Origin of the sequence: Sinomonas sp. ASV322 (genome assembly GCF_030908245.1) — a bacterium.
Classification (GTDB): domain Bacteria; phylum Actinomycetota; class Actinomycetes; order Actinomycetales; family Micrococcaceae; genus Sinomonas.
Genome location: NZ_JAVFJJ010000004.1, coordinates 296,863 through 309,438, shown reverse-complemented (window position 1 = coordinate 309,438; position 12,576 = coordinate 296,863). Strand labels below are relative to the sequence as shown.

The following is a 12,576-nucleotide window of genomic DNA, read 5'->3' as shown; positions in this document are numbered from 1 at the left end:
CAGCAGCACTCGACAACAAAGGAAGCCCATGCGCATCTACGACGATGTCACTCAGCTGGTCGGCAACACGCCCCTCGTCCGGCTCAACCGCCTCACGGAAGGCCTCGGCGCGGATGTAGCCGTCAAGCTCGAGTTCTACAACCCGGCCAACAGCGTCAAGGACCGGATCGGCGTCGCGATCATCGACGCCGCCGAGAAGTCGGGTGCGCTCAAGCCGGGCGGCACGATCGTCGAGGGCACGTCGGGCAACACGGGCATCGCCCTCGCGCTCGTTGGCGCGGCGCGCGGCTACAAGGTCATCCTCACGATGCCCGAGACGATGTCGACCGAGCGCCGGGTGCTGCTCCGCGCGTACGGCGCCGAGATCGTCCTCACGCCGGGCTCCGACGGCATGCGCGGCGCGGTCGAAAAGGCCCAGGAGATCGTCGCGAACACCGAGAACTCGATCTGGGCGCAGCAGTTCGCAAACCCGGCCAACCCCGCGATCCACCGCGCGACCACGGGCGAGGAGATCTGGAACGACACCGACGGCAAGGTCGACATCTTCGTGGGCGGCATCGGCACGGGCGGCACGATCACCGGCGCGGGGCAGCTCCTCAAGGAGCGCAACCCGAGCGTCAAGGTCGTCGCGGTCGAGCCGAAGGACTCCCCGATCCTCAACGGCGGCGCCCCCGGCCCGCACAAGATCCAGGGCATCGGCGCGAACTTCGTGCCCGAGGTGCTCGACACGAACGTCTACGACGAGGTCCTGGACGCGACGCTCGAGGACTCCGTCGCGACGGCGCGCGCGCTCGCGACCCAGGAGGGCATCCTGGGCGGCATCTCGGCCGGCGCTGCCGTGTGGGGCGCGCTCGAGCTCGCGAAGCGCCCCGAGAACGCGGGCAAGCTCATCGTCGCGATTGTCCCGGATTTCGGCGAGCGTTACATCTCCACTGTCCTCTTCGACGACATCCGCAGCTAGGAATCGCCTCGGCGCCCGGGCTGCGGTAGAAAGATCTCTGTGTCACTGATCAAGCGCACGTTCGCGCGGCTCCTCGAAGACCTCGAGTCCGCGAGGGCCCACGACCCCGCAGCCCGGGGCAACGTCGAGAATTTCCTCGCCTATTCGGGACTCCACGCCATCTGGATCCACCGGCTCACCCACAAGATGTGGCAGAAGCCCGAGCTTCGCTTCCCCGCGCGGCTCATCTCCCAGGCCGGACGGTTCCTCACCGGGATCGAGATCCATCCCGGGGCGACGATCGGCCGGCGGTTCTTCATCGACCACGGCATGGGCGTGGTCATCGGAGAGACCTCCGAGATCGGCGAGGACGTCATGATCTACCACGGCGTCACCCTCGGCGGGCGATCGCTCGCCAAGGTCAAGCGCCACCCGACCATCGGGGACGGGGTGACGATCGGGGCGGGTGCCAAGGTTCTCGGGCCGATCACGATCGGTGCGGGGAGCGCCGTTGGCGCCAACGCGGTCGTCGTCAAGGACGCGCCGCCGAACTCGATCGTGACGGGCATCCCGGCCACGTGGCGGCATCGTGACTCCGAGAAGGAGACGAAGCCCGCGGTCGACCCGGCGGAGTACTACTACATCTGAGCGCGGGCGGGGGCCCACAGCGGCAAGGGCCCCGACCTTTGTTACCGGCGAGGTCGCGCGTTTGTTCCCTGTGGCTGCACGCGACGTTCACCCGCAGTTACCCCGCCGTCGTCGCCGAATTGGGATCCTCGGCGCATGACCACAACGCCCCCAGAGAACTCCCCCGTCACCCGCCGTCGTCTGCTCATCGGCGCCGGCCTCGCAGCCGCCGTCGGCGCCGTCTCCATCGCTGCGCCCGCCGACGCAGCACCCGCCTCCCCTGCCACGCCCGGCAAGGACCTGCCCGGCTCGCTCTCGGCCACCAACCCGGCCGCCGTTCCGACCGTCGACGGCCTGCACCTCCAGTTCGGCGCCGACGCGTCGAGCGAGGTCGTCGTCTCATGGCACACGCTGCAGCCGGTCGAGGGCGCCCGCGCGCTCCTCGGTGACGGCGCAGGCAATTTCGAGAAGGCGGTCGCGGCCACGACGCGAACCTACGTCGACGCGAAGTCGGGGCGCACGGTCTACGCCCACCACGCAGCCCTCAAGGACCTCAACGCCGCGACGGGATACCTCTACGCGGCGGTCCACGCCGGCGCGACCCCCGAATTCGGCACGTTCACGACGGGCCCCCGCGGCCGCGCGCGCGTGACGTTCACGAGCTTCGGCGACCAAGGCACCCCGACGCTCGGCAAGAAGACCGGCATGAGCGGCATCAAGCAGCTGTGGGAGAACGACAACCTCGGCTCCCCCGCCGCCGGGGACACGACAGGCGGCGTCGAGCGCGTACAGCCCATGTTCCATCTCTTCAACGGCGACCTGTGCTACGCAAACCTCGCCACCGACCGCGTGCGCACATGGTGGGACTTCTGGACCAACAACTCGCGCAGCGCCCGCAACCGCCCCTGGATGCCGTCGGCCGGCAACCACGAGAACGAGCGCGGCAATGGACCGATCGGCTACGCCGCCTACCAGACGTACTTCGAGGTCCCGGCTCCCGCTGGTCAGAGCAGCCAATGGCGCGGCCTCTGGTACAGCTTCACGGTCGGCGCGGTCCGCGTGATCTCGATCGCGAATGACGATGTCTGCTATCAGGACGGTGGCGACCACTACGTCCGCGGGTACTCGAACGGCGAGCAGAGGGCGTGGCTCGAGAGCGCGCTCAAGGATGCCCGCTCGAACGAGGACATCGACTGGGTCGTCGTCTGCATGCACCAGTGCGTGGTCAGCACGGCGAACAACTTCAACGGCGCCGACCTCGGGATCCGCCAGGAATTCGTGCCGCTGTTCGACAAGTACGGCGTCGACCTCGTCGTGTGCGGCCACGAGCACCACTACGAGCGCTCGCACCCGATCCGTGGCCAGATGCAGAACCAGACGCTCACGCCCATCACGGCGGACACGAACGCCCAGGTCATCGACACCACCAAGGGCACGGTCCACATGATCCTGGGCGGCGGCGGCACCTCGGTCCCGTCGAACAGCCTGTTCTACAACCCCCCGCAGTGCCGCGTGATCGTCGGCGTGCAGGCGCCCGGTGCCAACGGGAAGCGTGCCCCGATCTACGTGCAGGACGCCAACACGGATTGGTCGTCGGTGCGCGACGTCGCCAACTCGTACGGCTTCGGCGCTTTCGAGGTGGACCCGGGCACTCCCGGCGGTGAGACGACCATGAAGGTCACATACCTCAACGTGACGGGCCTGGGCGGCGGGCTCGAGACGTTCGAGACCTTTACGCTGCGGAGGCCGCGCTCGGACTCGCGGAACGGCAGCGAGGCCCGCGAGAATGTCCAGGTCGGCCAGGGCGCCGGCAACTAGCGGCCCGAGACACAAACGACGACGGCGCCGCTCACCTCGTAAGGCGGGCGGCGCCGTCGTCGTTCGTTCTGTTCGCGCCTCTACGCGATCGAAGCGTGAGCTCTCGGCCGGATCGCCTCGGCATTCATGCGAGAGCTCACGCCTGGAAGGATCAGTGCGTGTCGACCGCGGAGATCTCGGAGTGGTCCTCGCCCCACAGCGTGTGGAACGTGCCTTCGCCGTCGACGCGCTGGTAGGTGTGGGCGCCGAAGAGGTCGCGCTGGCCCTGGATGACGGCGGCCGGGAGGCGCTTGCGGCGCAGGCCGTCGTAGTACGCGAGCGACGACGAGAAGACGGGAACCGGGATGCCGAGCTGGACTGCGGTCGCCACGACACGGCGCCACGCCGGAACTGCGTCGCCGACGGACTTGACGAAGGCCGGGGCGAACAGGAGGTTCGCGGGCTTCTCGTCGCCCTTGTAGGCCTCCATGATGTCCTTGAGCAGCTCGGCGCGGATGATGCAGCCCGCGCGCCACAGGGACGCGATCTCGTCGAGCTTGAGGTCCCAGCCATACTCCTTGGCCGCGCTCGAAAGCATGTCGAGGCCCTGCGCGTAGCTCACGAGCTTCGACGCGTAGAGCGCCTGGCGCACGTCCTCGACGAAGTTCTCGGGGAGGCTGACCTCGGCCTCGTGGCCTGCGAGCGTCTCCTGAGCGATCGCGCGCTGGCCCGCCTGCGAGGAAATCCCGCGGGCGAAGACGGACTCGGCGATGCCAGAGACCGGGGAGCCGAGGTCGAGGGCGGACTGAACCGTCCACCGGCCCGTGCCCTTCTGGCCTGCGGCATCAACCACGACGTCGACGAACGGCTTGCCCGTCTTCGCGTCGACGTGGCGGAGCACCTCGGCCGTGATCTCGATGAGGAACGACGAGAGCTCGCCCTTGTTCCATTCGTCGAAGATGGCGGCCTGCTCGGCCGGCTCGATCCCGGCGCTGCGGAGGAGGTCGTAGGCCTCGCCGATGACCTGCATGTCCGCGTACTCGATGCCGTTGTGGACCATCTTGACGAAGTGGCCCGCGCCGTCGGTGCCGATCCACGCGCAGCACGGCGTGCCGTCGGCGGCCTTCGCGGCGATCTTCTCGAGCAGCGGGCCGAGCGCGTCGTAGGACTCCTTCGAGCCGCCGGGCATGATGGACGGGCCGTTGAGCGCGCCCTCCTCGCCGCCAGAGACGCCGACGCCCACGAAGTGGAGGCCCTTCTCCGCGAGCGCGGCCTCGCGGCGGCGCGTGTCCTCGTAGTGCGAGTTGCCGGCGTCGATCACGATGTCGCCCTCTTCGAGGAGCGGCACGAGCTGGTCTACGACGGCGTCGACGGGCGCGCCGGCCTTGACCATGATGAGCACACGGCGCGGCTTCTCGAGCGAGCCGACGAGTTCCGGGAGTGTCTCCGTGCGGATGAAGTTGCCCTCGTCGCCGTGCTTCGCGAGCAGCGTGTCGGTCTTCTCCACCGAGCGGTTGTGCAGCGCGACGGTGTAGCCGTTGCGTGCAAGGTTTCGGGCGAGATTCGCGCCCATCACCGCGAGGCCAGTGACGCCGATCTGTGCAGACATGTACTCTCCGTTTCTCGTGCCCGGCCCGCGACGGTCCGCGGAACCGCGGCCATTGCAAGTGCCTCAGTCCACGCTAGTCGACAAGCGCTTGGCGTGCCGCTTCTTGACGGCCTATTTCGGTGAACCTAACTTTTTGGTGCGCCCCGGCGGCAGCGGCCGTGAAGCGAACGAAACGCGGCCGACACACGAACGCCGAAAAGCCGCCGTCGCGCAGCTCACACGACGACGGTCATGCCGCCGTCGACGAAGATCGTCTGGCCGTTGACGAAGTCGGACGCATCGGAGGCGAGCCAGACGACCGGCCCCGCGATGTCCTCGACCGTTCCCCAGCGCCGGGCGGGCGTGCGCCCGAGGATCCACGAATTGAACTCGGGGTCGTCGACGAGGTTCTGCGTCATCTCCGTGTGGATGTAGCCGGGAGCGATGCCGTTGATCTGGAGGCCCGAGGACGCCCATTCGGCAGCCATGGCGCGCGTGAGGTTGCGGAGGCCGCCCTTTGCCGACGTGTAGGCCCCGATGGACGGGCGCGCGAGATCCGTCTGGACCGAGCAGATGTTGATGATCTTGCCGGTTCCCCGCTCGGCCATGCCGCGCGCGGCCTCACGCCCCACGAGGAAGGCACTCGTGAGATCCGTGCGGATGACCCGGTCCCAGTCCGCAGGGTCGAGATCGAAGAGCGGCACGCGGTGCTGAATGCCCGCATTGTTCACGAGGATCCGCAGGGGCCCCGCCTTGGCCTCGGCCTCGGCGACGCCCGCCGCCGCGCCGTCGGGATCCGTGACATCGAACGCGACGGCGTGGACGCGGTCGTCGCCGAAGTCCGTGGCGAGCTTGCGGCGCGCCTCCTCGGCACGCTCGGGATCGCGGCCGTGGACGACGATCGTGGCCCCGGCAGCCGCGAGGCCGCGCGCGAGGGCGTTGCCGATGCCGCGGCTCGAACCGGTGACGAGGGCGGTCCTGCCGGTGAGGTCGAAGAGCGGGCTCATGAGAGGGATTCCTTCTGGGGGGACGTGGATGTGAGGCCCGAGCGGCGGCGCGCGAGCTCGTGGACGGCGGCGAGATCGAGGTCCCCGAGGCCCTCGTCGACGAGGTCGCCGTACAGGGCGAGCGCAGCGCGAGCGAGCGGAAGGGCCGCGTGAGACGCGGACGCCGCGGCGTCGACGAAGCCCAGATCCTTGAGCATGAACTTGGCCGGCCCTGTGGGCGCGTAGTCGAGCGCGATCATGCGGGGGGCTAGCTGGTCCATCACCCGGCTGCCCGCGAGGCCTCCCGAGAGCACTCCGAAAAGCTCGGCGACGTCGAGGCCCTCGGCTTCCGCGAGCACGGCGGCTTCGGCGAGCGCCGCCGCCGTCGCGCCGACGATGAGCTGGTTGCAGGCTTTCGCGAGCGAGCCGGCGCCGAGGGCGCCGAGGTGCACGACGCTCCTGCCCATCGCTCCGAAGAGCGGTGAAAGCGCCGCAAAGTCGTCGGCTTCGGCGCCGACCATGATGGCGAGCTTTGCTTCGATGGCACCGATCCTGCCGCCGCTCACGGGAGCGTCGACGACGACGGCGCGGCCCCCGCTTGAGGCGGAGACGTCGGCACCGAACTTCTTGACGTCTACCGGAGAGACGCTGCTCATGACGACGACGCGGGTCCTCGCCGCCAGGGGCGCGGCAGCCCATGCTTCGAGCAGGGGCGCGGCCGCTTCCTCGATCATCGGCAGATCGGGGAGCATGAACACGATCGTCTCGGCGCCCGCGAGGTCGGCGACCGTCTCGACCGGCTCGCCGCCGGCCGCGGTGAACGGCTCGTAGGCTGCCGCCGATCGATTCCATCCCTTGACGGGCCAGCCGGCCGCCAGGAGGTTGGCGGCCATGGGGCCGCCCATGAGGCCAAGACCGACGAATCCGACCGTCGGGCGCGCGTCGCTGCCGAGTGCCACGTTGCTCTCCTCTCGTTCTGCTGTTCAGTATATTAGCCGTCATTCAGTAGAATGGACACATGACTCACGACTCCCTACCCCACGCCCCGGCGTCGCTCGCCGACGGGCCGCTCAAGGTGGCCATCGCCGTCCCCCTCGAGACTGAGCACGTCGAGGCGATCCGGGCGATCGACCCCCGCGTCACGGTCCTCTACGAGCCCGATCTCCTTCCCCCCGAGCGCTTCCCGGCAGACCACTCGGGGGATCCAGACTTCGCCCGCACCCCGGCTGCAGAGGCGCGCTACTGGGAGCTCGTCAACTCGGCCGACGTGCTCTACGGGTTCCCGAACGAATCGCCCGCCGGGTTCGCCCGCGTCGTCGCGGAGAACCCGCGCCTCCGATGGGTCCACGCGATGGCCGCGGGCGCGGGCGGGGCCGTCAAGGCGAGCGGCGTCTCCCGCGACGAGCTCGAGCGGGTCGCGGTGACGACGTCGGCCGGCGTCCATGCGCTTCCCCTCGCCGAATTCGCCGTCATGGGCATCCTCAACGGCCTCAAGCGAACGGCCGAGCTTGCCGCCGACCAGCGCACGAAGCGCTGGCCCGAGCTGCGGGTCCCGACGCGCCTCGCCTCAGGTTCGCATGTCGTCATTGCGGGCCTCGGCGAGATCGGCCTCGAGACCGCACGGCTGGCCCGCGCCCTCGGGATGCGCGTGAGCGGAACCAAGCGTCACGCCGAGCCGATTCCGGGCATCGAGGAAGTTGCCACGGCAGACCGCCTCCCCGAGCTCGTCCGGACGGCCGACGCCGTCGTCAACACGCTCCCGGGCACGCCCTTCACCGAACGGCTCATCGGTCGCGAGGTGTTCGCCGCCATGCGCCCCGGGACCATCCTGGTCAACGTCGGCCGCGGCACCGTGGTCGACGAAGCCGCGCTGCTCGAAGCGCTCGAGGACGGGACGATCGGCTACGCATGCCTTGACGTCTTCGCCGTCGAGCCGCTTCCCGCCGATTCACCGCTGTGGCATCATCCGCGTGTCTTCGTCTCGCCCCACACCTCGGCGCTGAGCTCCGCGGAGAACCGGCTCATCGCCGAGCGCTTCGCCGGCAATCTCCGCAGGTTCCTCGACGGCGAGCAGCTCCCGCATCGCGTGGATCCGGTCCACTTCTACTGAGTCGCGGCCAGCATGCCGAAGGGGCCCCGCCGCCGGCGGGGCCCCTTCGCTGTGTCCTGCGACTCAGGCACCGTCCTCGAGCGCCGTCAGATCGCGGCCCTTGGTCTCGCGGATCGTGAACGTCGTCGCAAACGTGATGAGCGCAAGGGCGAGCGAGAAGCCGGCGAGGACCATCCACGAGTTCTTGGTCGCCGCCAGCAGGATCCCGATCAGGAAGGGAACCAGGCCGGAAGCGATCATCGCCGAGATCTCCCGGCTGAGGGCGACACCCGTGAAGCGGCGGGTCGCGCCGAACATCTCCGGGAGCAGCGAGCACTGGGGACCGAGGGTCGACTGCACGCCAATGCCCGTTCCGACGGCGATGACGACATACACGAGCCACGGCTGCCCGAGGGTGACCAGGTAGAAGGCAGGGATCGCGATGATCGCCTGGAAGAGCGCGCCATAGCGGTACACCTTCACGCGGCCGAAACGATCCGAGAGGGCACCGAACGTCACGACGGCAACCGCGGCAACGCCGGCCGCGACGAGCAGTGCGGCGGGACCGATGGCCTTGTCCCCCTTGAACGCGGCGACCGTTCCGAGGAAGCCCACGACGACGGCCGAGTAGATCGATGAGTTGCCGTTCTCCGCCAGGCGGATGCCGATGCCCTTGAGGACGGTCCGCCACGACGTGCGCAGGACCGCGCCGATCGGGTTCTTGACGACCTCCTGATGCTTCTCGATCTCCTGGAACACCGGCGTCTCCTTGAGCCGAAGCCGGATCAGGACGGCCGTGATGATGAGGACGACCGAGCAGAGGAACGGCACACGCCAGAGCCAGTCCTTGACGATCTGCTGATTCGCAAGGCCGAGCAGCGTGAAGGTACCGGCGCCGAGGAAGGTGCCGAGCTGAATCCCGACGAACGGGAGGGCGGCGAAGAAGCCGCGGCGCTTCGCGGGCGCCACCTCGGAGATAAGCGTGGTCGCGCCGGCCTGCTCGGCACCCGCGCCGAGGCCTTGGAGGATGCGCAGCGCGATGAGGAGGATAGGGGCCGCAGCGCCGATCTGGCTGTAGGTGGGCAGGACGCCGATGAGGAAGCTCGCAGAACCCATGAGGAGGATCGTGCTCAGGAGCACGACCTTGCGCCCCCAGCGGTCGCCGATGAACCCGAAGATGAAGCCGCCGAGAGGCCGTGCGGCGTACGCGATGCCGAACGCGGCGAAGCTCGCGATCATGCTCGCATCGCCGAACGGCGCGAAGAACAGCGGCCCGAAGACGAGCGCAGTTGCGAGGCCGAAGATGTAGAAGTCGTAGTACTCGAGGGCAGATCCGATCGAGCTTGCCAGCGTCGCGCTGCGCAGCTGGACAGGATCGACCGCTTCATCGCGCCGCTGACCCGCAGCGAGGGCGCCGTCGAAGGGGCTGGTGTGCATCTGTACTCCTTTGGACACGCCGGCAGACATAGCGCGGCGGGGACGCATCAGGTCGGCGTGACGCCGATCACCGTACTGAATAGCGTACAGAATCCTGAACGATTGTCCAGTGGAGTGAACTCAATTCAAAGGACTGCCCTCAGCCCATCGGGTTGCCGAGCGCCCTCGCGAGCTCCTTGAGCTCGGCGATCATCGACGTCTTCTGCCCTTCCGTGAAAGTCGCCTTGAGGGCGGTGACACTCACCCCGAGGTTTGGCCCGTGGGCCCCGCGCGTCGGCACGGGGACGGCGAGGCACACGACGCCGATCGTCGATTCCTCGTCCTCGAACGCATATCCCTGCTCCTTGATGCGGCGCAGCTCGGCCTTGAACGCCTTACCGGTCGCGATCGAATACGGCGTGAGGGTGGGGAGCTCGGCATCATCGGGATACATCTCTTCCCAATCATGCTCGTGGAGGCGTGCGACGAGCGCCTTGCCCACGCCGCACAGCGATGCGGGCATCTTGTCGCCGATCGTGGACGTCAGGCGCACGGCGGGATGCCCCTCATAGCGCGCAAGATAGATCACGTGGTCCCCATCGAGGAGCGCGATCCGCACCGTTTCATGCGCGAGCGTCGGCGCCTGGGCACAGAACTGGTAGAACTCGCGGATCTCGTCTCGCCGGCTCAAGTACGAGGCCCCCAGCTCGACGAGCTTGCGTCCGAGCGAGAAGTCGCCGCCGTCACGCGCGACGAGGCCCGTATCCTCAAGTGCCTGGAGGATGTTCGACGTCGACGACTTCGGGATGCCCAGCTCGCGCGCCAGATCACTGAGCGTCGCCCGCCCGCTCGGCGAGGAGGCGAGAACGTCGAGGACTGCGGCGGCACGCGTGACCGCGGGGGCAGGCGACGACGGCGACGGCGATTCGTCGCGGGCGCGCTCCACTGCGGGGGTGACTGCTGACTTGCTCGGTGCCACTGCACTCCTAACGTCTGCGGGATGCCCGCGTGCTGTCCAAAATGCTGGACATAGAACATGGTACTGTGCACGGCCCTGTCAGGCGCGGAACAGTGCACGACGGCGACCGGCAGGCCAGACTTGATCCTTCACCTAATGTTCACCTAGGATCCTCTCTCAGAGCCTCCCACCGCGGCATCCCCCCAATGGCTGCGGCGGGAGGCTCTTTCCATGCCCGCCGTCGGGCACGCGAACGCCGGAGGGCGCCCCTGCGAGGCGTCAGGACTCGACGACGTGGGGTCAGGGCGCGCCGAGGGCGAGCTGCACGACCCGGACGACGACGAGGATGATCGCCACGATCAGGTAGATCCACAGGACGCTCAGCCCCGCGCGTCGGGCGAGCGAGAGCTGCGGGCGCTCGAGGAGGGCGAGCGGAGGCATGCGCCACGTGAGCTGCTGCGAGCGGTCGACGGCGGTCGGGGCCACCGCCTTGCCCTGCACCCGGGCGCGGATCCTGACGACGGCGACCGCGAGGGCACCTGCGATCGCGAGCAGCGCGCCGCCGCCGAGGATCGCGAGGATCGTGGTGCCGTCGATGCCCGGGAAGAGCACTGCGGACGTGAGGACGATCGAAAGGATCACGAGGACGGAGATGACGGCGGAGGTGAAGGCGTTCATCGCCTTGCCGTTGATCCACGGGCCCATCACGGCGTTGTCGTTGCACAGGAGGAGCAGGAACAGCGTCGCCGACGGAAGCAACACGCCGGCGAGGACCTGGACACCGACGGTGAGCAGGCCCAGGGGGCTGCCCGGGATGATCACGATGACGGCCGAGAGCAGGATGATCCCGGCGAAGGCCGCGTAGAAGCCCTTGGCCTCGCTCACCTTGCGGTGCAGGGAGTGCCTGAGGCCGAGGACGTCCCCGAGCGCGTACGAGGTCGAGAGTCCCACCGCCGCGGCGCCGATGATCGAGGCGTCGATGAGGGCGAGCGCGAACAGGATGCCGGCGAGGTGGCTCACGTACTTCTCGAGGCCCTGCGCGACGCCGGCGGCATCGGTGGCCTGCCCGAACTCGGGCTTGCCAGCGAAGGTGAAGGCGGTGAAGGCGATGATCGCCGCCGCGCCGATCACGACGATGGCGATGCCGATCCACAGGTCGGCCTTCTCGTACTTCAGGTAGCGCGGGGTGATGCGCTTGTCGATCACGTAGGACTGCTGGAAGAACAGCTGCCACGGGGCGATGGTCGTGCCGACGATCGCAATGATCAGGAGTGTCACGTCCGCGACGCTCGAGCCCGCGGGAATGCCGGGCACGACGAAGTCGTGCCCGATCTGGCCGTAGTCGGGGCCGCTCATGAAGAAGATGGGCACAAGCAGGAACGAGCCGAACACGAGCGCCATGCAGACGCGCTCGAAGCGCTGGAACGAGCCGGTGCTGGTCGCCGCGATCACGGTGAGCGCGGCGAGGATGACCCCGGGGACCTTGGGCACGCCGAGGTAGCCGAGGCCGAGGCTGATGCCGATGAACTCCGTGATGATCGTGAGCGCGTTGAGGATGAACAGGTCGATCACACTGAACGCGCCCCAGAACTTGCCGAAGCGCTCGAGGATGAGCCGGGCGTGGCCGACGCCGGTCACCGCTCCAAGCCGAATCACCATCTCCTGGTTCACGAACAGGACGGGCACCAGGAGCAGCAGCGTCCACAGGAGGCTTGTGCCGTAGTTCTGCCCAGCCTGGGAGTACGTGCCGAAGGCGCCGGCGTCATTGTCGCCAGCCATGACGATGAGGCCCGGTCCGACGATGGCCAGGAGGGTCTTGAGGCGCGCCTTCCAGCTCTTCGGCGTCGGCGTTTCCTCGAGGCGGATGGTTCCGAAGGCGCCCTGGATATCCCCGACGTGCGCGGAATCGAGCGCGGCGGAAGAAGCTGCACTCGGTATCGGGCGCGGCCTCGGCCTGTTCGCGGGCCTACGTGTGGCTGGCGGGCGAGCGTGGTTCGGTGGTGTCTTGATCATGGGGACCTGCTTCCTCCCGGCGGCAGCCGGGGCTCGTGAAGCGGGCACGCCGAACTCACTCGGACTGGGACGGAGTCGGCGCGCGAGGCGGTGAGGGACGAATTGTCCTGAGCGGAATGCTCAGAGCGCGGAACGGGAGGCACCACTATCGCCACTTGGCAC

10 protein-coding genes are annotated in these 12,576 nt (G+C 68.5%); 4 read left to right on the top strand and 6 right to left on the bottom strand.

The window, feature by feature from the left end; all coding sequences use genetic code 11:
• The first annotated feature begins 28 nt into the window (after positions 1-28).
• From cysK to RBS12_RS08180, 3 genes are all read left to right on the top strand, one after another.
• Positions 29-961: a cysteine synthase A gene (gene cysK / locus RBS12_RS08190; protein WP_307965574.1), complete on the top strand. Its 933-nt coding sequence runs from the start codon at positions 29-31 to the stop codon at positions 959-961.
• Between the two features lie 48 nt (positions 962-1,009).
• A complete protein-coding gene (epsC, locus tag RBS12_RS08185) occupies positions 1,010-1,588 on the top strand; it encodes a serine O-acetyltransferase EpsC (RefSeq protein ID WP_307965667.1) in 579 nt (192 codons plus the stop codon).
• Positions 1,589-1,723: 135 nt separating this feature from the next.
• The gene (locus RBS12_RS08180) at positions 1,724-3,385 is read left to right on the top strand and encodes a metallophosphoesterase family protein (RefSeq protein WP_307965573.1); all 1,662 of its coding nucleotides are present in this window, start codon (positions 1,724-1,726) and stop codon (positions 3,383-3,385) included.
• Between the two features lie 151 nt (positions 3,386-3,536).
• Here the strand turns inward: RBS12_RS08180 and gndA are convergent, their stop codons facing one another.
• From gndA to RBS12_RS08165, 3 genes are all read right to left on the bottom strand, one after another.
• The gene (gene gndA / locus RBS12_RS08175; RefSeq protein ID WP_307965572.1) at positions 3,537-4,973 is read right to left on the bottom strand and encodes an NADP-dependent phosphogluconate dehydrogenase; all 1,437 of its coding nucleotides are present in this window, start codon (positions 4,971-4,973) and stop codon (positions 3,537-3,539) included.
• 215 nt (positions 4,974-5,188) lie between these two features.
• Positions 5,189-5,959 carry a glucose 1-dehydrogenase gene (locus tag RBS12_RS08170; protein WP_307965571.1) on the bottom strand — a complete coding sequence of 257 codons (771 nt, stop codon included), beginning with the start codon at positions 5,957-5,959 and terminating at the stop codon, positions 5,189-5,191.
• Positions 5,956-6,897, bottom strand: coding sequence for an NAD(P)-dependent oxidoreductase (locus tag RBS12_RS08165; RefSeq protein ID WP_307965570.1), 942 nt, complete (start codon positions 6,895-6,897; stop codon positions 5,956-5,958). Before RBS12_RS08165 ends, RBS12_RS08170 begins: the two co-directional genes overlap by 4 nt.
• Positions 6,898-6,956: 59 nt before the next feature.
• Between RBS12_RS08165 and RBS12_RS08160 the strand changes: the two genes are divergently transcribed.
• On the top strand, positions 6,957-8,048 hold the full coding sequence (locus RBS12_RS08160; protein WP_307965569.1) for a D-2-hydroxyacid dehydrogenase: 1,092 nt from the start codon (positions 6,957-6,959) through the stop codon (positions 8,046-8,048).
• A 63-nt stretch (positions 8,049-8,111) separates the two neighbouring features.
• Here RBS12_RS08160 and RBS12_RS08155 read toward each other — a convergent pair whose 3' ends face one another.
• From RBS12_RS08155 to RBS12_RS08145, 3 genes are all read right to left on the bottom strand, one after another.
• Positions 8,112-9,464: an MFS transporter gene (locus tag RBS12_RS08155; protein ID WP_307965568.1), complete on the bottom strand. Its 1,353-nt coding sequence runs from the start codon at positions 9,462-9,464 to the stop codon at positions 8,112-8,114.
• 139 nt (positions 9,465-9,603) lie between these two features.
• Entirely contained in the window at positions 9,604-10,389 is a 786-nt protein-coding gene (locus RBS12_RS08150; protein WP_307965666.1) for an IclR family transcriptional regulator, read from the bottom strand.
• Positions 10,390-10,701: 312 nt separating this feature from the next.
• Positions 10,702-12,414 (bottom strand): divalent metal cation transporter, encoded by a 1,713-nt coding sequence (locus RBS12_RS08145; RefSeq protein ID WP_307965567.1) that lies wholly within the window; start codon positions 12,412-12,414, stop codon positions 10,702-10,704.
• Positions 12,415-12,576 lie beyond the last annotated feature (162 nt).